This window comes from Klebsiella sp. CN_Kp106 (genome assembly GCF_040064575.1).
In the GTDB taxonomy this organism is placed as follows: Bacteria; Pseudomonadota; Gammaproteobacteria; order Enterobacterales; family Enterobacteriaceae; genus Klebsiella; species Klebsiella michiganensis.
The window spans coordinates 170787-191887 of sequence record NZ_JBEAIG010000001.1; the positions used below are offsets into that span (position 1 = coordinate 170787).

Below are 21101 nucleotides of genomic sequence, written 5' to 3' on the forward strand. Positions count from 1 at the left end.
CAGGTCATAACCGGCGTATTCAGCGTTCCCCGGACGATATAATTCCATTACATCCCAAATGTGCTCGCCAGCTTAGTGTTCAAGAGCGAGCGCGCAGACATGATCAACATGAGACAGATCGTGGTATAAGTCAGGTAAGGTCATTTTCTGGCGAATAACCATTTTCAAATTAACCTCAATCTTTCCCTTTTTAAGATCTCTAATCGTAATATTCTCAATAATATTTTTTTGCTGATGAATACGGCTTATCAGCTTTTCAAGGGCCCCTCGTTCATCAAGAACCACCCGTACTTTCACTTTTCCGGGGAACTGATTTTTAGTTTGCAGGAATATAATGAACGGGCTTAATTTTATCGCCAATAAGAACAAACCCGTGGCGAAAAAAGCATGAAAATAAAAACCGGCGCCGCAGGTAATTCCAACCCCGGCAGATGCCCAGACAATGGCCGCCGTCGTCAGGCCTGAAATAGCATCGTCGTGTCGATGCAGAATCACTCCCGCCCCCAGAAAACCGACGCCGCTGATAATCTGGGCCGCCAGGCGCATCGGATCGCTACGAATGTTCATCGAAATTTCAGCATAGTATTCCGCCGACTGTATTGAAACGATGGTTAACACACAGCTGGCGACAGACAAAATGACGCAGGTTTTGAATCCGACAGGTTTCCCTTTCGATTCTCTTTCCAGACCAATGATGCCTCCCAGAATAAACGCAATGCTGATTTTGACGATGGTCAATAACGGAAACCATCCGTGATCGACGATCGTGGCGGCCAGATTATTCATATTATTACCTTAATGAAAGATCCGTTATCAATCAGGAATTCGCTTTCTTCAATGCGAGATCCGTTTTGCGTTTTGACAGATCGTCGCGGAAGAAAATCAGGAAGAAGACGCTCACTACCGCGGCCACACCGGCTGAAACTAACCAGAATGTTTCCCATTGCGGTAATGCTTCCGGCCCTTGCTCTGTCACGGTATTGTTAAAAATCTGCCCGCAAACGGTAGAAGCAAACAGCAGCCCGACGCCGTTGGAGACGATAAACCTCAAGCTTTGCGCCTGCGCTTTGATCTCTGGCGCGGCTTTGCGGTCGACATAAATATCGCCGACGGTAAAGAAAAAGTCCCAGCAGAATCCCTGTAACATCAGGCCAATCAGCACAAACATCATGTTGGCATCCAGCGAGGCATGAGCAAACAATAGCGTGCGGATGATCCAGCAAACGGCCCCCAGCATCAGCGTGATTTTAAAGCCGGCTTTTAGTAAGAAGAACGACAGCAGGAACATGAAAATCACTTCGCAGGCAATCCCGATCTGCATCATTGATGCGGCATTATCGAACCCCAGCGCTTTCAAAAAGACCGGAATATAGGCGGAATATGCGGTTTTGGGGATCATTAAGACAAAGATACTCAGCATCAGCACGCTGAAGCTACGATCTTTGAAGAGTGCCAGAGCATCGAGACATAACAGATCGCGCAGCGCAAAAGCGTTTCCTTTTGCTTTTGGCGGCGTATTCGGCAATGTGAAGCAATATAAGCCCAGGACGACGCCGGAAGCTGCCGAAATATACCAGGTAACCGTGTTGCCGGAATATCCCATTTCACCAATGATAAAGCCGATTGCCATAAAGCCGAAGGTGCCAAAAACGCGGATGAATGGGAAATATTTAACCCCATTGATATGGCTAAAACTGATACTGTTAGCCAGCGCAGTTGTCGGATAAAACAGCAGACCAACGAGGAAAATCATGGTCAGCGTCATGCCGGTATTTTGTGCTTCAATAAATTGCGGAACAAACAGCAGAACGCCAGCATTGATTAAGTGCAGGATCGCCATGACCTTTTGTGATGCAAAGAAGCGATCGGCCACCATACCAATAAATAACGGTGAAATAATTGTCGCTAATCCGAGCAAGGCATAGGATGAGCCGATTATGGTCGCCATTCCATAGGTACTTAATACCAGCCCCATGGTCATATTCCAGGCACCCTGCATAAAGTACTGTATGAACATCATAATTAACAGGCGTGGTGTTTTATTAAGGTCCATATTGCATATCCTTTATTGGTTAATGCTCAGGTTAAGCCCGTCCCAGGCAACAAGAATGTTCTCTTTATCGCATGCTGCTACTAGCTCATCGTGCAGAAGACCGCCGCTGTGTGAAATATGCGAGACGACAAGCTGACTTGTTTTCTTCAGGCAGCCCAGTTCCGCCAGTCTGTCTCTGGCAGCGAACACCGTTTCCAGACTCATATGGTTATTGGTACGATTTTCTCCATTAAAGCCGTAGGTACACTCCAGAACGGCCAGATCGATTTTTTTTCCTTCCAGCCACTGCCAGGTGAGCTCAGGAAACCAGCCAGAGTCATGACCGTAAAATATTGACTGGCCCTCTTTTTCGATAAACCAGGTATAACAAAGCTCCCATTTAGCATGGTTAGCCAGCAGCGGAGTTATCCGATAACCACGGGTTTCTACGGTGACGAAGGGCACCAGGCAATGAAAGGCAAAGCGCTCTGCGCTATAGCCCGGCAAAACCTCTGCCGCACCGTTAATCGCACGATCGTTCCCAAAGATATTCAGCGGATGGGTAATCTCAAATCCGTAACCCTCCATTCGGCTGAAAAGATCGCCGACGTTGAAATGATCGGGATGAGTATGGGTAAACAGAAGCGACCTGATTTCAGTTGCGTCCATGCCGTCGCGCAGCAGCTGCTGGCTAAATTCCGGTGCGACGTCAATCAACAGTTCATCATCAATAATCGCGGAAGAGTGTGTACGAATGTCTTTTCCCTTACGTATACGGGCTTGCTGACAGTGCTCGCAGCGGCAAAACGGGTTAGGTATTCCTTCAGACGCTGCCGTTCCCAGAAAATGGATCTTCATGATTTCCTCTTATCACTAACAGGTTGCTGTTTTTATCATCAGAAATGTAATCAAAAGTAATTGGAACGTGTCAATTATGGTTCTGCCGTTTAACAGGAACAATGATCTTTTATCCCAGAAGTGATCACCTTCAAAAACTTATTTTATTTATGTTAAATTTCAACAAATTGTAATCTTTACTACATGGTTACTCGTCTCAAGCCGGAAAAGATTAATATTTTTAATGTCTATAAATCACACAAATTTATTTTGTAACGTTCAAATAACACCGGCAACGATAGTTTTCAGAGGTAGGCCGTGCTAGCATCAACGCATGAGGGTAAGGATTAAAATATGCCGACAATCAAAGACATAGCAAAGCTAGCCGGTGTGTCACACGGCACTGTCTCGAACGTACTTAATGGCAGAGGTAATGTCAGCGTTGAGAAGATTGAAGCGGTTCAACGAGCGGCTAAGGAAGTGGGCTATCAGTTAAATGCGCAGGCGCAATCGTTAAGAGCCAGTAAAAGCCAGGGGGTGGCGCTACTGCTGCCAGACATTAATGCGGAGCAGTATTACCAGCTTTACCGGGGCTTACATCAGGTCTGTCAGCCATCATTAAGCGAACCGCTGGATCTTTACCTGACCAACGATCTGCCCAGCCTGGAACTGGAGATTCTGCAAATGCTGGCGGCAAAATCTTACCAGACCATTGTTACCGTCAGCTGCCTGAGCAATAGCCAACCTTATTATGAAATGCTTAAGCTGCCCGCGGAACAGATCCTTTTTGCGTACCGGCAACCTGCCGGAGCTGACAACTATTTCAGCCTCGATTACGTCACTGCGGGTGAACACCTTGCGAGAAGAGCGCTCGCGCAGCGGCCGGGCCATATCGGTATCTTCTGCGAACCACTTGAATATGCTCATAGCGCATGTTTTATGCAGGCGATACAGGAGACCTGCCGGACAGTAAGTCCGCAGACTAAGCTCACCGTTTTATCCTCGCAGGCGGGCGAGTCTAACACCGTAGCGTTTGATTTTTTCCGCGGCGTTCCCCCCGATATTTTCATCACTCAGGATAGTGATAAAACGCGAGCCGTGACGCAGGCAGCCTGGTTTGGTAGCGTGCAGTCCTGTCCGCAGATACTGCAGTTGAGTGATAATCTTCCGGCAGCCTTCGACGGCGTCACAAACTACCAGATGGACTATGGTCGCCTGGGTACCGCCATCGCTTCCCATATTCGCCAGCCTAAAAAACAGGTAACGCATCGAATTCTGACAAATAGCGGATTTTCATTAGATGGCCAATCCGTCCAGCCGCCTGAGACTGAGGCGACGTTGAATATGTTAATTTTACCCAGCCCCTCAACCGATGCGCTGAAAAAGCTGTTACCTCACTTTTATCGTCAGACCGGTATCAAGGTAAATCTTGCGGTTTATCCTTATGATGAAGTGTTTGAAATTCTTTCCCATCTTCATCTGCATCCCTATTACGATCTCCTGCGCATCGATATGGCCTGTTTTCCCTGGTTTGCAGAAAAAGCGTTATTGCCGCTGGAGTCGATTTCCCCTGCGCTGCCGCAGCTGCTGACTCATTTTTCTGACCAGATTCAACAGCACTTCAGCATGGTGAATGGCACCGCGTGGGCCATCCCCTTTGATGCCAGTATGCAGCTCCTGTTTTACCGACGCGATCTCTTTGAAGATGCGACGATAAAACGGATGTTCTACGAAACGACGGGCAAAGAGTTAACGCTACCCGAAAACTTTGCGCAATTTGATGAGTTAGCGACTTTCTTCAGTCGCCAGCATCAGCCGGATAACAGGCTGCGCCCGATGGGCACGGCGGTGACCTTAGGCAGCTCAGGGCTTATCGCCACGGAATATCTGCTGCGTTACTACGCGCTCGGCGGACGTCTGGTTCGCGAAGGCGAACCAGTTCAACTGGAGACTTCGCTTGCCGCTACGGCGCTTGAACAATACCTGCAACAGCTCTCCGTCGCCGTGAATCTCTCAGGAGAATGGTGGAGTGACGCCGTTAAGCAGTTTGAGCGCGGCAACCTCGCCATGTTGATCATGTATCTCAATTTGTTCAACGACGTCGCGCATAGCCCTATCGCTCCCACTATCGGCTATGCTTCAGTCCCGGGACAGCTTCCACAGTTGGGAGGGGGATCCATTGGGATGTCCCGCTACAGCAAAAAGAAAAAGCAGGTTGAACAGTTCTTCAACTGGCTTTATTCCGATGAAATTGCGCGTCATCTGGTTCTGCTCGGAGGAAACTGCGCCTGGTCAGGGGTTTGTCACGATCAGAACGTCCTGAACCTCTATCCATGGTTTAATTTATTGAATGAAAAGGGCATGGTCGGGATAAGAGAGTTGCAGGGTACGCAGGGTAAGCCCTTCAACCTGCGCCAGGCAGAAATTATTATCGGCCAGGGCGTGACGAACGCGATAAATGGGATTATGGATGTCTCTCAGGCCGTGGAATACATTAACAGGCGAATAAAAAATGAAACCGGCGCCTGAGGCCAGGAAAACGAGCGTGCCTCTGCCCTTTTTCCAGAGAGTCTGCGTGTTGCTGGACTCTCTGAAACCAGGTTCCAGCGCAAACTATCGTTGAGTTTCCAGCGGAGATAAATATTTATATTTGTTGAGATTGACGCCAGCGTTTAATCATCTCTTGAGTGACTTCTTTCTTATAACAAACTGGCGCATAGCCTCCTGCTTTACTCCAGGCACTGCGCCTGCCGCAGGCACTGCCGTTTCTCGCCCGATTAAACGGACAAGCGCAAACGCCGGGGTAAGAAGCGATAGAAGCCTCAATAATTTGCTGCTTAACTTGATCATCAGTTAATTGCGGTGTTTTAGCAGCAGCAGCGCCGACGATAAAAGTGCACAGCAACACTAACACGGCGGTAACGGGTCGTTTAACGGCCATAATGATTGCTCTTGTGAGAGAGGACAACTCAAATTACGCGGCAGCAAGAAACAGCATATTGATCTTTCTCAATAGTGCCGAATATCTCTGAAAATATTTTTTGGTAACGTCACAAGAAATCGTTATACAGTCGATCTGCCTGCAGCTTGCACGCAGATCCTGTACTAAAAAGTGCCTCAAAGCCATGTGGGCTCGAATCTTATTCCGCGCCTATTCATGGCCTTTAGCTTGAATATATTCGCTAATCGTCATTTTCGAATCGCGAATCCGATCGGAAATTTTACGGAAGCTATCTTTCCATTCTGCAGGTAATTTTTTTATCTGAGCTATCTTACAAGCTACGCTATAAGGAGTGCGCCCAAGCTTTTCAGCCAGCCAGAAGAGATGCTCTCCTATCTCCTCCTCCGGAATAGGCTCTAATACTTCCCGTAGCATGGACTCATCATTATCATTCCAGGGTATGCCAGCGTTTGGAAACCGTGGATCGATAACCTTTTCTTTCTTTTCTCCACTCTTTTTTACCGACGAAGATTTTTGTGAAGACAGTATAGCAACACGTGCTTTCATCGCCCCGATGGCGGCAACAGCCCGGACCAAATCAAGGCGTTCCGTGCGTGTTAACAAATTTTCATCGCAAATTAAATCATTCAGCAAATCAATTGTTTCATTGAGATTATCTTCAGTTATATTCATATACTGTCCTTAGCGGCATGTTCCATGATTGAATGCTATAGCATCCTCATAGTTTCATATATTTCATCCGACCCGGCATATTATGTGATTCAATGGCGAATATACTAACTCAAATATTTTAGACTGTATCTGCCTATATTACTACGCATCCCTCAATCAACGAAAGACCTACTGCTGTAACCAACCGATGCAATTCGCCACCATTAATGAGTTGGTATTATCTCTCATTTGGCTCTGCCGTTCCTTTTATTGGTGGATTGAGGGCGCCCCTATTCGCCTGAATGAAATAAGCCCGTAAAAGTCTTCTGCGCCGCCCTGATTCGTTTACACCTGCGTAGGCTTCGATAAAGCCAGTCATAGAAAAAGACTCATTCCAGGGAGTAAAAGGTAAGGGAAGAGGATTTGGCAGAGGATTCTTAACAAAAAAATGGTACGCCCTACAGGGTTCGAACCTGTGACCTACGGCTTAGAAGGCCGTTGCTCTATCCAGCTGAGCTAAGGGCGCATTGAGAAGCGAGCTTCATGATGTGCAATCGCCGGAATTATACGGTCCACGCCTGATGAGTCAATGTATTTTGCCGCGAAACTGCGCTTGCCTGTGCAGGCTGGCGGCTTATGCCGCAAAAGCAGTATAAAGTTTATCCAACCTTATGTTTCTGCACGTTAACTTTTCTTCGGCTCCCGGGCTCCTTTTTGCGCCATTCGCGGCGCGGTCAGGCCCGTTTTTCAGCCACCGTAACGCCAAAGAAAGATAAAATCTTAAACGAAGACTGACAGCGGGGCTGGCTTCTGACAAAATATCGCCATCCCCCTTTCGTAAAGATACAGATGGAATCCTCTCTCTGATGGCAGCAAAAATTATTGACGGTAAAACGATTGCGCAGCAGGTACGCTCTGAGGTTGCGGAAAAAGTGAAGGCGCGCGTTGCGGCCGGATTTCGTGCTCCAGGGTTAGCCGTCGTGCTGGTCGGCAGCAACCCGGCGTCGCAGATTTATGTCGGCAGCAAGCGCAAAGCGTGTGAAGAGGTAGGCTTCGTCTCCCGCTCGTACGATCTCCCGGAAACCACCAGCGAAGCGGAGCTGCTGGAACTCATCGACACCCTGAATGCGGATAGCGCCATCGACGGCATTCTGGTCCAGCTGCCGCTGCCCGCCGGCATTGATAATGTCAAAGTGCTGGAGCGCATTTCGCCGGACAAAGACGTTGACGGTTTCCACCCGTATAACGTGGGCCGTCTGTGCCAGCGCGCGCCGCGTCTGCGTCCGTGCACGCCGCGTGGGATCGTCACGCTGCTTGAGCGTTACAACATTGATACCTACGGCCTGAACGCGGTGGTTATTGGCGCCTCCAATATTGTCGGACGCCCGATGAGCATGGAGCTGCTGCTGGCAGGCTGCACCACCACCGTCACCCACCGTTTTACCAAAAACCTGCGTCATCACGTCGAAAACGCCGACCTGCTGATCGTGGCCGTAGGTAAACCGGGCTTTATTCCGGGCGAATGGATTAAAGAAGGCGCGATCGTGATCGATGTCGGCATTAACCGCCTGGAAAGCGGCAAAGTGGTCGGCGATGTGGTCTATGAAGATGCCGCCGCGCGCGCGTCGTACATCACGCCGGTTCCCGGCGGCGTCGGCCCGATGACCGTAGCCACCCTCATTCAGAACACGCTGCAGGCGTGCGAAGAGTATCACGATATTCAGGAGGCCTGAGATGGCGAATTTTTCTTTAGGCAAACACCCGCACGTTGAACTGTGCGACCTGCTGAAGCTTGAAGGCTGGAGCGAAAGCGGCGCGCAGGCGAAAATCGCTATTGCCGACGGCCTGGTCAACGTTGACGGCGTGGTGGAAACCCGCAAGCGCTGCAAAATCGTCGCCGGTCAAACGGTGAGCTTTGAAGGTCAGAGCGTTACCGTTACCGAGTAAAACGTTCAGGCGCCGCAACCGGCGCCTGTCCCCCCACCCCGACAGATGATCTCTCGTTTTTCTGCACTTCAGTCAGCGCCACCATCTTCCGATATCACGTCCTGTGTAGCACAGCCGCTCCCCTGGCTGCCTCCGGCAACCTGCACTTCCGCCTGATACCTCTTCTTCCCAACGAACGCTGCAGCCGCTGGCCGGGAACGTACGAAGGCGAAATCAGGACCGCGCTTCGTTTCTTAGCCTGAGTCGGGGCAAAAAAATGCCGGGGATGGCCCCGGCTAAAAAGAGAGAATGAGACTACTTACGGCGCCAGGTGGTGCCCTGCGGGCCATCTTCCAGCACGATGCCCATCTCGTTGAGACGGTCACGCGCGGCATCCGCCGCCGCCCAGTCTTTCGCTTTACGCGCGTCCAGACGCTGCTGGATCAACGACTCAATTTCCGCCACTTCCCCGTCGTCCGCCTGCGCGCCGCTCTGCAGGAAGGCATCCGGCTCCTGTTCCAGCAGCCCCAGCACCGAAGAGAGCTTGCGCATATGCGCCGCCATCGCGTTGGCCGCGGCGGCATCTTCGGTTTTCAGGCGGTTAACCTCACGCGCCATATCGAACAGCACGGAATAGGCTTCCGGAGTATTAAAATCGTCGTCCATCGCTTCGATAAAGCGCGCCTCAAACGCCTCGCCGCCGGCCGGCTCTGCGGTTTTGTCGGTTCCGCGCAGCGCGGTATACAGACGCTCCAGCGCGGAACGCGCCTGCTTTAAGTTCTCTTCGCTGTAGTTCAGCTGGCTGCGATAGTGGCCGGACATCAGGAAGTAGCGAATGGTTTCCGCGTCGTAGAACTTCAGCACGTCGCGCACGGTAAAGAAGTTGCCCAGCGATTTTGACATCTTCTCGCGGTCAACCATCACCATCCCGGAGTGCATCCAGTAATTGACGTACTCGCCGTCGTGGGCGCAGGTGGACTGGGCGATTTCGTTTTCATGGTGCGGGAACATCAGATCCGAACCGCCGCCGTGAATATCAAAATGGTTGCCCAGCTGTTTGCAGTTCATCGCTGAACACTCAATGTGCCAGCCTGGACGGCCCGCGCCCCACGGCGACGGCCAGCTTGGCTCGCCCTCTTTCGACATCTTCCACAGCACAAAGTCCATCGGGTTATGCTTGACGTCAACGACATCAACTCGCGCGCCGGCCTGCAGCTGATCGAGATCCTGACGCGACAGCTGACCGTAGTTCGGGTCGGTCGGCACATCGAACATCACGTCGCCGTTGTCGGCGACATACGCGTGGCCTTTGGCGAGCAGCTGCTCGGTAATCTCAATGATTTCCGCGATATGGTGGGTGGCCCGCGGCTCCATATCCGGGCGCAGGATATTCAGCGCGTCGAAGTCTTTGTGCATCTCGGCAATCATGCGATCCACCAGCGCAACAAAGCTTTCGCCGTTTTCATTAGCACGCTTAATGATTTTGTCGTCGATATCGGTGATATTGCGCACGTACTTTAGCTTATAGCCCAGGAAACGCAGGTAGCGCGCGACCACATCGAATGAGACGAAGGTACGGCCATGGCCGATGTGACAGAGGTCATAAACGGTAATACCACACACGTACATGCCAACTTCCCCGGCATGGATAGGTTTAAATTCTTCTTTTTGGCGCGTCAGTGTATTAAAAATTTTTAACATCGAAGATTCCGTGTAGACGTGTGTGGATATAAGTCGCGTATTCTAACCTTAATTCAACCCCGAAGCAGCACACATTGCAAGGTGATCCAACCCCGCGGTTATGCTATAACAGCCCCCTATATCTCACCCGACTCCGGGTGCAGGCACCACAATCATCGGAACAGGATGCAAAAATGGTTACTTTCCACACCAATCATGGCGATATCGTAATCAAGACGTTTGACGACAAAGCGCCGGAAACAGTTAAAAACTTCCTGGACTACTGTCGTGAAGGTTTCTACGACAACACTATTTTCCACCGTGTAATCAACGGCTTTATGATTCAGGGCGGCGGTTTTGAGCCGGGCATGAATCAGAAAACCACCAAATCTCCTATTCAGAACGAAGCGAACAACGGTCTGAAAAACACCCGCGGTACGCTGGCGATGGCCCGTACTCAGGCGCCCCACTCCGCCACCGCGCAGTTCTTCATCAACGTCGCCGATAACGACTTCCTGAACTTCTCCGGCGAAAGCCTGCAGGGTTGGGGCTACTGCGTATTCGCAGAAGTCGTTGAAGGGATGGACGTGGTCGACAAAATCAAAGCGGTCGCCACCGGCCGCAGCGGCATGCATCAGGATGTGCCGAAAGAAGATGTTGTGATCAAAAGCGTCACCGTTAGCGAATAATTCGTGGCGACACTTTTTATTGCGGATTTGCATCTGCAAACGGAAGAACCGGCGATTACCGCCGGTTTTCTGCGCTTTTTACAGGGGGAAGCCCGCAGGGCGGACGCCCTGTATATCCTCGGCGATCTCTTTGAAGCCTGGATCGGCGATGACGATCCTAACCCGCTGCATCGGCAAATCGCCTCAGCGCTCAAAGCGCTGGCCGATTCCGGCGTCCCCTGCTACTTCCTTCACGGCAACCGCGACTTTCTCGTCGGCAAGCGCTTTGCCCACGAAAGCGCGATGACCCTGCTGCCGGAAGAGAAGCTTCTCGACCTCTACGGGCGCAAGGTGCTGATTATGCACGGCGACACCCTCTGCACCGACGATGCAGGCTATCTGGCGTTTCGCGCGAAAGTTCACAATCCCTGGATCCAGCGCCTGTTTCTGGCCCTGCCGCTGTTTATCCGCCGCCGTATCGCCGCCAGAATGCGCGCCGACAGCAAAGCGGCCAACAGCAGCAAGTCGATGGAAATTATGGATGTGAATCCCCAGGCGGTCGTTGACGTCATGGAGAAACATCGCGTTCAGTGGCTGATTCACGGGCATACGCACCGCCCCGCCGTCCACCCGCTAGAAGCCAACGGTCAATCCGCGTACCGCGTGGTGCTCGGCGCCTGGCATAGCCAGGGCTCTATGGTCAAAGTGACGCCAGAAGACGTTGAGCTGATTCATTTTCCTTTCTAGCCCCCGGCAAGGGCTGATTCTTTATTTTCCGCGATTTATCCGGGCCGCACGATGAGCGCGTTGTGCAAATCTACCTGCTGGTGATGGGCATTCTTATGCTGACCCGGGGACGGGGGCTGGTTTTACTTTTTGCCCGCTCATAACCGGAGCGTTTCATCGAATACCGACAACACAAAGGCGGCTGGCCATGCGCACGCAACCGTTTTCCTTGCCGGTAGTTCATGCTATTCTCTGTGGCCTCTAAAGCAGTGTGAAACACACCCACAGGAGTTTTAAGACGCATGTCTTCCCGCAATAATTCGGCGCGTATCGCCATCGTGATGGGGTCCAAAAGCGACTGGGCTACCATGCAGTTTACCGCAGAAATCCTTGATGCCCTGAACGTTCCGTACCATGTCGAAGTGGTCTCCGCCCACCGCACGCCCGATAAACTGTTCAGCTTCGCCGAAGGCGCGGAAGAAAACGGTTTTCAGGTGATTATTGCCGGTGCCGGCGGCGCGGCTCACCTGCCGGGCATGATTGCGGCGAAAACGCTGGTGCCGGTGTTAGGCGTGCCGGTTCAGAGCGCGGCACTGAGCGGCGTAGACAGCCTCTACTCCATCGTCCAGATGCCGCGCGGCATCCCGGTGGGTACGCTGGCCATCGGCAAAGCCGGGGCCGCCAACGCCGCCCTGCTGGCGGCGCAGATCCTCGCCCAGCACGATGCGGAACTGCACCAGCGCCTCAGCGCCTGGCGTCAGGCGCAAACCGATGAAGTGCTGGATAACCCGGATCCGCGGGGTGCGGCATGAAGCAGGTTTGCGTTCTCGGCAACGGTCAGCTAGGCCGGATGCTGCGCCAGGCCGGCGAGCCGCTGGGTATTGCGGTCTGGCCGGTCGGTCTGGAAGCCGACCCGGAAGCGGTGCCGGTACAGCAAAGCGTGATTACCGCAGAGATTGAACGCTGGCCGGAAACAGCGCTGACCCGCGAGCTGGCGCGTCATTCCGCCTTCGTTAACCGCGACGTTTTCCCGATAATCGCCGACCGCCTGACGCAAAAGCAGCTGTTCGATAAGCTAGCGCTCGCCACCGCGCCGTGGCAGCTTCTGGCGGATAAAAGCGAATGGCCTGCGGTATTCGCCCGCCTCGGGGAGCTGGCTATCGTTAAGCGCCGCGTCGGCGGCTACGATGGCCGCGGCCAGTGGCGTTTGCGGGAAAATGAAACCGCGCAGCTGCCGGAGGATAACTACGGCGAGTGTATCGTTGAGCAGGGCATTAACTTCTCCGCCGAGGTATCGCTGGTCGGCGCTCGCGCCCGGGACGGCAGCACGGTCTTCTATCCTCTGACCCGCAACCTGCATCAGGACGGTATTTTACGCGCCAGCGTCGCCTTTCCGCAGGCCAATGCCCGCCAGCAGGCGCAGGCGGAGCAGATGCTGTCGGCGATCATGCATGAGCTGGGCTACGTTGGCGTGATGGCGATGGAATGTTTCGTCACCGCTGATGGCCTGCTGATTAACGAACTGGCGCCGCGCGTGCACAACAGCGGCCACTGGACGCAAAACGGCGCCTCCATTAGCCAGTTCGAGCTGCATCTGCGGGCGATTACCGATCTGCCGCTGCCGCCGCCGGTGGTAAACAGCCCGTCGGTGATGATCAACCTGATCGGTACCGATCTGAACTATGACTGGCTGAAGCTGCCGCTGGTGCATCTGCACTGGTACGACAAAGAGGTACGTCCGGGTCGTAAAGTCGGCCACCTGAACCTGACCGACAGCGATACCGACCGCCTGAGCGCGACGCTGGAAGCGCTGAAGCCGCTGCTGCCGCCGGAATATGCCAGCGGTATCTTCTGGGCGCAGGCGCAGCTGGCGTAATCTCTCTCCTTTATCCCGGCTTGCGGCGCGCTGCGCCTTAGCCGGGCTACCCAACTTGCCAGCCCCACGGATGCTTAAATCCAGCCATTCCTGACGCTATTCAGCGATACACCGTGAAAAATCAATTCAGCAGGGCGCTCACCGCGTACAATAGAGGAATTATCGCGTCGAGCGACGCGTCTGAATGGCTTAACGGTTTAAATGATGGAATTAGTACCACAGAATATTCGGCAGATTCTCGCCAGCGATACGCCGCTGATTGACGTACGCGCCCCGGTTGAATTCAGGCAAAGCGCCATGCCCGCGGCGATCAACCTGCCGCTGATGAAGGATGACGAGCGCGCCGCCGTCGGCACCTGCTATAAGCGTCAGGGGCCGGACGCCGCCCTCGCGCTGGGTCATCAGCTGGTCAACGGCGAGATTCGCGCCCGCCGCCTCGCCGCCTGGAAAGAGGCCTGCGCGCGCTATCCCGAGGGCTACCTGTGCTGCGCTCGCGGCGGCCAGCGTTCACATATCGTCCAGCAGTGGCTGAAGGAAGCGGGCGTGGATTACCCGCTGATCGTCGGCGGCTACAAAGCGCTGCGCCAGGCGGCGATACAGCTTACCGAAGAGCTGGTGCAGCGCCCTATCGTGCTGATCGGCGGCTGTACCGGTAACGGTAAAACCCAGCTGGTCGGCGCTCAACCGGACGGTATCGATCTCGAAGGGCTCGCCCATCACCGCGGCTCTTCATTTGGCCGAACCCTGCAGGAGCAGCATCAGCAGGCAACCTTTGAAAATCACCTGGCCGTGGCAATGCTCAAAAAGTCAGGGCAGCAGACGCGCTGGGTGCTGGAGGATGAGGGGCATATGATTGGCGCCAATCACCTGCCGGAGTGCATGCGCCTTCGCATGGCGCAGTCGCCGCTGGCGGTGGTGGAAGATCCGTTCGCTGTCCGTCTTGAACGGCTGCGGGAAGAGTATTTTGCGCGCATGCATCATGATTTCCTGGCGGCCTACGGCGAAGAGCAAGGCTGGCAGGCGTATAGCGAATATCTGCATCATGGTCTGTTCGCGATCCGCCGCCGCCTCGGGTTACAGCGTTTTGCCCAGCTCACCGCCCGGCTTGATGAAGCCCTGCTTGAGCAGCAGCGAACCACCAGCACCGAAGCCCACTTCAGCTGGCTGGTTCCCCTGCTGAACGAGTATTACGATCCGATGTACCGCTACCAGCTCGGCAAAAAAGCGGAGAAGATTATTTTTCGCGGCAGCTGGCAGGACGTCGCCGCCTGGCTGGCGGAGTAATCACATCCTCTCCTGTCCCGGCTTGCGGCGTAAACGCCTTAGCCGGGCTACGGGTCCGCAGACGGCGGTGAACCTGTAGCCCCGGTAAGCGCAGCGTCACCGGGGAAGTGTCAGCGCTTAGAAGTCGTAGCGCAGACGCACCAGGTTCATATCGCCCAGGTTGTCGGTGCTCGACGTGAAGACGTGTTCATAGTCAACGCGGAAACCATAATCCAGCTGGAAGCTCACGCCGACGCCGTTATCAATCCGCTGATAGTTGCGGCCGTTCACGTACTGCAGGCGGTCGCCCATAAAGTACGGCTGAATAGATTTCACCGCATACTGACCAATCGGGAATTTATAACCGGCAAAGTACTCAATACCCCAGGCATCGCCCGCGAAGTAGTTATGAACATCGGTTTTTTTGGTGGTCAGGAAGTTCTGATACCAGCCGCCGCCAAAGGAGAAGGTCCAGTTATCCGGCGTCCAGCTTAGCGCGGTACCGACGATATTCTGATCGTATGATTTGCTGTCTGAACTGGAGGGGTTACGCATATCGGCGCGGGTATAGTTCCACGCTGCGCCCCAGGTCAAATCCTTCATGATGTGGTAATCGGCGCCGATGGAGCCGCCGCCTTTACGCTTGTAGCGCAGGCCGTTGCCCGGCAGATATTCGCTGTCCTCAAACAGATAAGAGGCGTAAAGATCGACATCGCCAACGGTTTTCTTATATTTCAGCATATTGCGTGAGCGGTAGGAGCCATCGTAGTCGCCGTTGATGCCGTTACCAGGCGCCTGGCCTATCATGTCGTAATCCCAGATATCGGTTTTTACCCCGACCACGTCGTAATAAACGCTGTTCTGCTGACCGTAGGTTAACGTCCCCCAGGTATCGCTTTTCAGGCCGGTATAGAGCATACGGCGGCTGGTGTTATTCGCGCCTTCGGCGTAGTGGTTATCCCAGTCGAAAAGCGCCGGAATATTGACGCCCAGCTCGTAGTAGCTGATCCAGCTAATATCATCGAACAGATAGTAGTCGGCGGCGAAGCGGAAACGGGTGCCGCCATCGAAGCCGTTACGTTTATAAGAGCCTTTGTCTCCGTCGCCGGACATCATGTTGAACTGGGGACGGATGCTCCCGCCGACGGTGAAATTAAGCCGGCTTAACGGATCGCCCGCCTGCGGATCTTGTTTTAAAAGCGTAATTTCCGCCTGGGATGCAAAAGAGGTTAACGCCAGGGCTGCGCCGATCGTTATCGCCAGCGCTTTTATTTTATGTGCCATACTTTTTCCTTGATTAATAAGCAACCTTATATTTGCCAGTTGAATATTAACTGCGATCGAGTATGGCGTGTTGTTGAGTTTTTAATGTTTCGTGCGGTTAAAAATCAGTGACTTACCATTTTGTGCCGTTAAAAAAACTGTGGTTATCTTTTCATCGCCATGTCATTAAAATGGTCTATTACCGCGCAAACATCATCCATGGAGGAAGTATGTCGAAAAAACTACTGCAGTTGCACTTTGCCTTTAACGGTCCCTTCGGCAGCGAGATGTCCCGTCAGCTCGTGGAGCTGGCCGAGTCCATCAATCAGGAGCCGGGGTTTATCTGGAAGGTCTGGACGGAAAGCGAAAAAAATCAGGAGGCGGGCGGGATCTATCTTTTTGCGAATGAAGAAACCGCGCTCGCTTATCTCAACAAGCACACCGCGCGTCTGAAATCTCTCGGCGTAAACGAGGTTATCTGCAAAATTTTCGATGTTAATGAGCCGCTCACCGCGCTGAACCACGGTCATCTGCAATAGCAACGCGCATCCGTACCGGGTAACCCCCCGGGTTGCGGCTGACGCCTTACCCGGGCTACTTTCCCGCATACAGTGAAACCCCCGGGTGGCGGATAACGCCTTACCCGGGCTACATAGCTAACCCTATCCCTGACTAAACTGGCGGAACAGCGCCTTACCTTTCAGCAGACGCAGCCCCAGCCAGCCGCCGCACAGCGACAGCAGTATCGCCCCGCACAGCGGCAGCATCACCCACAGCCGCCAGTCCGGAGACCACGGGAAGTCAAAGATTTTGCTTTGCAGCAGCGCCAGCGCCACCTCAGCGCCAATCGCCGCCACGACGCCGGACACCACGCCCAGCAGCGCGAACTCCGCCCACAGCGTGGTGCGCAGCAGAGACTTCCCGGCCCCCAGCGTGCGCCAGACCACCAGCTCCTGATAACGCTGACGCATCCCGACCTGTACCTGCGCCAGCAGCAGCAAAACGCCGCAGGCGGTGACCAGAATCACCATTACCTCAAGCGCGCGGCTTACCTGGGTCAGCACCTGGCCAATCTGCTGCAAAATCGCGCCGATATCCAGCAGGCTGACGGTGGGGAATTCGCGGTTGAGCTGCGTCAGCATCCCGTTGCCGTTATCCCAGCGGAAGCTGGTCAGCCAGCTTTGCGGCTGGCCGTCGAGCGCCCCCTGCGGGAAGATAAAGAAGAAGTTCGGCCGCAGGCTCTCCCAGTCGACTTTACGCACGCTGGACACCTTCGCGCTAAAGTCCTGAGTATCCCCGGTAAAGGTCACGCTATCGCCGAGCTTGACGCCCAGACGCTGCGCCAGCCCCTCTTCAATCGACACCTCGCCCGCCTTCGGCGGCCAGCTACCGGCAACCAGCGGATTATGATCCGGACGCTCGCGGCTCCAGGTGAGGTTAAGCTCCCGGTTCAGGGCTTCATCTTTATTGCCCTCCGTCACCTGACCGTTAATTTGCGTCAGACGGGCGCGCACGATGGGGTAGAACTCGGTGGCGCGGGTCTGATGTTCGGCGAGGAAGGTTTTCACCGGTACCACCTGCTCCGGCGCAATGTTAATCAGGAAATAGTTAGGACTTTCCGGCGGCAGCTGCTGCTGCCAGCGGTCAAGCAGATCGCCGCGCAGCACCAGCAGCAGCGCCAGCAGCATAAACGACAGCGAAAAGGCCGCCAGTTGGCTCAGGGTCGACCACGGCTGGCGCAGCAGACGGTTCACCGCCAGGCGCAGCGGCAGCGCTTTTAACGTCAAACGCTTCAGTAGCCACAGAACGCCCCATCCCGCCAGGCCGCACAGCAGCGCCAGCACCACGGCGCCCGCCAGCACCGCCCATAGCAGGGGGCTGCCGCCCATCAGCAGCGCCAGCAGGGCTACCACCACCGCGCACACCACTGGAATATAGAACGTCAGCGGCCAGACGTTGGCGACGACATCCTGGCGCAGCACCCGCAGCGGCAGCGTCGCCAGCAGCAGTCTATAAGGACGCAGCCCGACCAGCAGGGAAATCACCACCATCGCGCCGATCGCCCACAGCCACGGCCAGCCGCTCGCCGCCGGCAGCGCCGCCGGGAGCACCGGCTTAAGCATCAGCAGCAGAATATGCTCCAGCCCGACGCCCATCGCCCCGCCGGCAACCACCGCCAGCGCCAGCAGCATCAGCCACTGGCCGACAATCAGCTTGCGCAGCTGCGCCCGCCCGGCGCCGAGGGTTTTAAGGATCGCCACCAGATCGTAACGACTGCGGCAGTAATGACTCATCGCCACCGCCACCGCGGCGACCGCCAGCAGCAGCGTTAACAGCGCCGACAGCAGCAAAAACTGCTGCGAACGTTGCAGCGATTTACCCAGCGCGCTGTCGTCCTGCTCCAGGCCGATCCAGCGATGTTCAGGCCCCAGCTTCGGCAGCAGCCACTTTTCGTAGTCCGCCAGCTGCTGCGGGGTTCCGGCATATTTATAGCGCCAGGAGACGCGGCTGCCGGGCTGCACCGCGCCGGTTTTCGCCACGTCTGCGGTATTCATCATCAGCCGCGGCGCCATCTGGAAGGGGTTAAATCCGGCATCCGGCTCCTGTATCACCTCGCCGGCAATGCGCAGCGTGGCGTCGCCCACGTCGATGGTGTCGCCGGTTTTCAGATTCAGCAGCGCCATTAATCGCGGCGCCAGCAGCACGGTGCCGGCGTGCGGCTTCAGCCCCGGCGGCTGGGTCTGCAGCTGACCATATAGCGGATAGGTGTCGTCAACCGCTTTGACGTCCGCCAGCTGCGGCGTATCGCCGGAAAACGTCATAGTGGCGAAGCTCAGCTGTTCGCCGACGGTTAAACCAAGGCGACGCGCTTCGTCAATCCATGCGCCTGGGACTTCGCGCGAGCTGCGCAGCGTGCGGTCGCCGGCCATAAATTCCCGGCTCTGCTGGCTGAGTCCTTTCTCCATGCGGTCACTTATCGAGCCCAGCGCCAGCACGCAGGCCACCGCCAGGCTCAGCGCCAGCCAGACGATCAGCAGCGACGGCGAGCGCCATTCGCGCCAGAACCAGCGGGCGATCATGCTTCCTCCCGCAGTTGGCCATCCACCAGCCTCAGCCGTCGGTCGCAGCGCGCCGCCAGCAGCGGGTCGTGGGTGACGAGGATCAGCGTGGTGCCGTGCTCGCGGTTCAGCGAGAACAGCAGGTCGGCGATTTTATCCCCGGTGTGACGGTCGAGGTTGCCGGTGGGTTCATCGGCGAACAGCAGCTCCGGGCGGCCGTTAAACGCGCGCGCCAGCGCGACCCGCTGCTGCTCGCCGCCGGAGAGCTGTACCGGCAGGTGATGCAGGCGTTTGCCCAGCCCCAGCTGCTCCAGCAGCGCCCGGGCGCTGCCGCGGCTCTGGCTATCGCTTTCGCCGCGCAGCAGCGCCGGAAGCTCAACGTTTTCCAGCGCATTGAGGGTGGGTATCAGCATAAAAGATTGAAACACAAAGCCGACGTGCTTAGCGCGCAGCTTCGCCCGCGCCTCTTCGTCCATCTGGTGCAGCGGCTGTCCGAGCAGCAAAACCTCCCCGCTGCTGCCGTCGTCCAGCCCGGCGAGGATCGCCAGCAGCGTTGATTTACCGGACCCCGACTCGCCAATCAGGGCGATGGTCTGCCCCTGTTTGACAACCAGCTCAACTCCGGTAAGGATGGAAAGCTGATGCTCACCCTGACCGACGGATTTCTTAAGATGATGAACTTCAAGTATGTTTTCCGCTGGCATTTGCCTTTCCTGTTTCTGGTCCTGTTTACCTGCCGCGCGATGGCGGCCGACACGCTGTTGGTTCTCGGCGACAGTCTGAGCGCCGGTTATCGCATGGCGGGCAATACCGCCTGGCCTGCGCTGCTTAACGATAAGTGGCAGACCAAAACGCCGGTGGTTAACGCCAGCATCAGCGGCGATACCTCGCAGCAGGGGCTGGCAAGGCTGCCGGCTCTGCTTAAGCAGCATCAGCCGCGCTGGGTGCTGGTAGAGCTGGGCGGTAACGACGGGCTGCGCGGTTTCCCGCCGCAGCAGACGGAGCAGGCGCTGCGTACCATTATTGAGCATATCAAAGCGGCGAACGCCCAGCCGCTGCTGATGCAAATTCGCCTGCCCGCCAACTATGGCCGCCGTTATAATGAAGCCTTTAGCGCAATTTATCCGGCACTGGCCAAAGAGTTTGATATTCCTCTGCTGCCCTTTTTTATGGAAGAGGTTTATCTGAAACCGCAGTGGATGCAGGACGATGGAATTCACCCTAATCGCGACGCCCAGCCGTTTATCGCCGACTGGATGGCGACGCGTTTGGCTCCCTTAGTTAATCATGACTCCTGATAACAGCGAGTCATTTGCAGGTAAAGTTATGCAAAAATCGGTTTTAGTTACAGGATGTTCCAGCGGAATTGGTCTTGAAAGCGCCCTTGATTTAAAGCGCCAGGGCTTTAACGTGCTGGCCGCCTGCCGCAAAGCGGAAGATGTCGCACGGATGCAGGAGCTGGGGCTGACCGGTGTGTTGCTGGATCTTGACGATCCGCAGAGCGTTGAACGCGCCGCCGCCGAGGTGATTGCCCTGACCGACAACCGCCTGTACGGCCTGTTTAACAACGCGGGCTACGGCGTCTACGGCCCGCTGCCGACCATCAGCCGCCAGCAGATGGAGCAGCAGTTTTCCGCCAACTTTTTCGGCGTCCATCAGCTAACGATGCTGCTGCTTCCGGCAATGGAGCCGCACGGCGAAGGGCGTATTGTGATGACCTCATCGGTGATGGGAATTATCTCCAGCCCCGGCCGCGGCGCCTATGCCGCCAGCAAATTCGCGCTGGAAGCCTGGTCAGACGCGCTGCGCATGGAGCTGCGCCACAGCGGAATTAAGGTCATCCTGATTGAGCCGGGCCCGATCCACACCCGCTTCACCAACAACGTCAACCAGACCCAGACCGATAAGCCGGTGGAAAACCCCGGCATCGCCGCCCGCTTTACTCTCGGGCCGGAAGCGGTGGTGGAAAAAGTGCGCCATGCTTTTGTCAGCGATAAACCGAAGCTGCGCTACCGGGTCACTCTGGTGGCGCATGCGGTCGCCCTGCTGAAACGCCTGCTGCCGACCCGCGCGATGGACAAAATTATCCAGGGCTAAGTTGAAGCGCCTGCCGTCGCCCCCATATATCTATACAAATATCGATTAAAGAGACTTGCTC

20 protein-coding genes, 1 tRNA gene and 1 pseudogene are annotated in these 21101 nt (G+C 55.3%); 12 read left to right on the plus strand and 10 right to left on the minus strand.

Annotated features, from left to right (window positions below; genetic code table 11):
* Positions 1 to 72: 72 nt before the first annotated feature.
* The 3 genes from ABLU96_RS00710 to ABLU96_RS00720 are packed head-to-tail and all read right to left on the minus strand — an operon-like array spanning position 73 to position 2890.
* A complete protein-coding gene (locus ABLU96_RS00710) occupies positions 73 to 786 on the minus strand; it encodes an MgtC/SapB family protein (RefSeq protein WP_025107119.1) in 714 nt (237 codons plus the stop codon).
* Positions 787 to 817: 31 nt separating this feature from the next.
* The gene (locus tag ABLU96_RS00715) at positions 818 to 2053 is read right to left on the minus strand and encodes an MFS transporter (RefSeq protein ID WP_064405439.1); all 1236 of its coding nucleotides are present in this window, start codon (positions 2051 to 2053) and stop codon (positions 818 to 820) included.
* A gap of 12 nt (positions 2054 to 2065) precedes the next feature.
* Positions 2066 to 2890: an MBL fold metallo-hydrolase gene (locus ABLU96_RS00720; RefSeq protein WP_032748501.1), complete on the minus strand. Its 825-nt coding sequence runs from the start codon at positions 2888 to 2890 to the stop codon at positions 2066 to 2068.
* Positions 2891 to 3223: 333 nt separating this feature from the next.
* Between ABLU96_RS00720 and ABLU96_RS00725 the strand changes: the two genes are divergently transcribed.
* The gene (locus ABLU96_RS00725; protein WP_233933019.1) at positions 3224 to 5398 is read left to right on the plus strand and encodes an extracellular solute-binding protein; all 2175 of its coding nucleotides are present in this window, start codon (positions 3224 to 3226) and stop codon (positions 5396 to 5398) included.
* A 115-nt stretch (positions 5399 to 5513) separates the two neighbouring features.
* Here the strand turns inward: ABLU96_RS00725 and ABLU96_RS00730 are convergent, their stop codons facing one another.
* The 3 genes from ABLU96_RS00730 to ABLU96_RS00740 form a co-directional block, all read right to left on the minus strand.
* Complete coding sequence (locus ABLU96_RS00730; RefSeq protein ID WP_071846135.1) at positions 5514 to 5810, minus strand: hypothetical protein; 297 nt, start codon at positions 5808 to 5810, stop codon at positions 5514 to 5516.
* Positions 5811 to 6020: 210 nt separating this feature from the next.
* Positions 6021 to 6503: a hypothetical protein gene (locus tag ABLU96_RS00735; RefSeq protein ID WP_025107123.1), complete on the minus strand. Its 483-nt coding sequence runs from the start codon at positions 6501 to 6503 to the stop codon at positions 6021 to 6023.
* 428 nt (positions 6504 to 6931) lie between these two features.
* Positions 6932 to 7008, minus strand: a tRNA-Arg gene (locus tag ABLU96_RS00740).
* 340 nt (positions 7009 to 7348) lie between these two features.
* Here ABLU96_RS00740 and folD point away from each other — a divergent pair.
* On the plus strand, positions 7349 to 8215 hold the full coding sequence (gene folD / locus ABLU96_RS00745; RefSeq protein WP_004099791.1) for a bifunctional methylenetetrahydrofolate dehydrogenase/methenyltetrahydrofolate cyclohydrolase FolD: 867 nt from the start codon (positions 7349 to 7351) through the stop codon (positions 8213 to 8215).
* Between the two features lies 1 nt (position 8216).
* Positions 8217 to 8429, plus strand: coding sequence for a ribosome-associated protein YbcJ (gene ybcJ, locus ABLU96_RS00750; RefSeq protein ID WP_025107125.1), 213 nt, complete (start codon positions 8217 to 8219; stop codon positions 8427 to 8429).
* 294 nt (positions 8430 to 8723) lie between these two features.
* On the opposite strand, the gene cysS is transcribed toward ybcJ, so the two are convergent.
* A complete protein-coding gene (gene cysS, locus ABLU96_RS00755; RefSeq protein WP_064405061.1) occupies positions 8724 to 10109 on the minus strand; it encodes a cysteine--tRNA ligase in 1386 nt (461 codons plus the stop codon).
* A gap of 173 nt (positions 10110 to 10282) precedes the next feature.
* Here cysS and ppiB point away from each other — a divergent pair, with 173 nt between their 5' ends.
* The 6 genes and pseudogenes from ppiB (at position 10283) to mnmH (ending at position 14642) form a co-directional block, all read left to right on the plus strand.
* Positions 10283 to 10777 carry a peptidylprolyl isomerase B gene (ppiB, locus tag ABLU96_RS00760; RefSeq protein WP_004099775.1) on the plus strand — a complete coding sequence of 165 codons (495 nt, stop codon included), beginning with the start codon at positions 10283 to 10285 and terminating at the stop codon, positions 10775 to 10777.
* A 3-nt stretch (positions 10778 to 10780) separates the two neighbouring features.
* On the plus strand, positions 10781 to 11503 hold the full coding sequence (gene lpxH / locus ABLU96_RS00765; RefSeq protein WP_064405063.1) for a UDP-2,3-diacylglucosamine diphosphatase: 723 nt from the start codon (positions 10781 to 10783) through the stop codon (positions 11501 to 11503).
* A 38-nt stretch (positions 11504 to 11541) separates the two neighbouring features.
* Positions 11542 to 11631, plus strand: a pseudogene (locus ABLU96_RS00770) (hypothetical protein); the annotation flags it as partial.
* A 153-nt stretch (positions 11632 to 11784) separates the two neighbouring features.
* Positions 11785 to 12294, plus strand: coding sequence for a 5-(carboxyamino)imidazole ribonucleotide mutase (gene purE / locus ABLU96_RS00775; RefSeq protein WP_004848424.1), 510 nt, complete (start codon positions 11785 to 11787; stop codon positions 12292 to 12294).
* Positions 12291 to 13358: a 5-(carboxyamino)imidazole ribonucleotide synthase gene (purK, locus tag ABLU96_RS00780; RefSeq protein WP_025107127.1), complete on the plus strand. Its 1068-nt coding sequence runs from the start codon at positions 12291 to 12293 to the stop codon at positions 13356 to 13358. The genes purE and purK overlap by 4 nt, the downstream gene beginning before the upstream one ends.
* A gap of 204 nt (positions 13359 to 13562) precedes the next feature.
* Positions 13563 to 14642, plus strand: coding sequence for a tRNA 2-selenouridine(34) synthase MnmH (gene mnmH, locus ABLU96_RS00785; RefSeq protein WP_064405065.1), 1080 nt, complete (start codon positions 13563 to 13565; stop codon positions 14640 to 14642).
* Between the two features lie 117 nt (positions 14643 to 14759).
* Here mnmH and ABLU96_RS00790 read toward each other — a convergent pair whose 3' ends face one another.
* Positions 14760 to 15905 (minus strand): porin, encoded by a 1146-nt coding sequence (locus ABLU96_RS00790; protein WP_004130005.1) that lies wholly within the window; start codon positions 15903 to 15905, stop codon positions 14760 to 14762.
* Between the two features lie 209 nt (positions 15906 to 16114).
* Here ABLU96_RS00790 and ABLU96_RS00795 point away from each other — a divergent pair, with 209 nt between their 5' ends.
* On the plus strand, positions 16115 to 16423 hold the full coding sequence (locus ABLU96_RS00795) for a monooxygenase (protein ID WP_014228233.1): 309 nt from the start codon (positions 16115 to 16117) through the stop codon (positions 16421 to 16423).
* Between the two features lie 123 nt (positions 16424 to 16546).
* On the opposite strand, the gene ybbP is transcribed toward ABLU96_RS00795, so the two are convergent.
* The gene (gene ybbP / locus ABLU96_RS00800; protein ID WP_064405067.1) at positions 16547 to 18964 is read right to left on the minus strand and encodes a putative ABC transporter permease subunit YbbP; all 2418 of its coding nucleotides are present in this window, start codon (positions 18962 to 18964) and stop codon (positions 16547 to 16549) included.
* Positions 18961 to 19647, minus strand: coding sequence for a putative ABC transporter ATP-binding protein YbbA (gene ybbA / locus ABLU96_RS00805; protein ID WP_064405240.1), 687 nt, complete (start codon positions 19645 to 19647; stop codon positions 18961 to 18963). The genes ybbP and ybbA overlap by 4 nt, the downstream gene beginning before the upstream one ends.
* Between ybbA and tesA the strand changes: the two genes are divergently transcribed.
* Positions 19618 to 20241, plus strand: a complete 624-nt coding sequence (tesA, locus tag ABLU96_RS00810; RefSeq protein WP_049079717.1) for a multifunctional acyl-CoA thioesterase I/protease I/lysophospholipase L1 — start codon at positions 19618 to 19620, stop codon at positions 20239 to 20241. The genes ybbA and tesA overlap by 30 nt on opposite strands.
* Positions 20231 to 21040, plus strand: coding sequence for an SDR family oxidoreductase (locus ABLU96_RS00815; RefSeq protein WP_162557615.1), 810 nt, complete (start codon positions 20231 to 20233; stop codon positions 21038 to 21040). Before tesA ends, ABLU96_RS00815 begins: the two co-directional genes overlap by 11 nt.
* Positions 21041 to 21101: the final 61 nt, after the last annotated feature.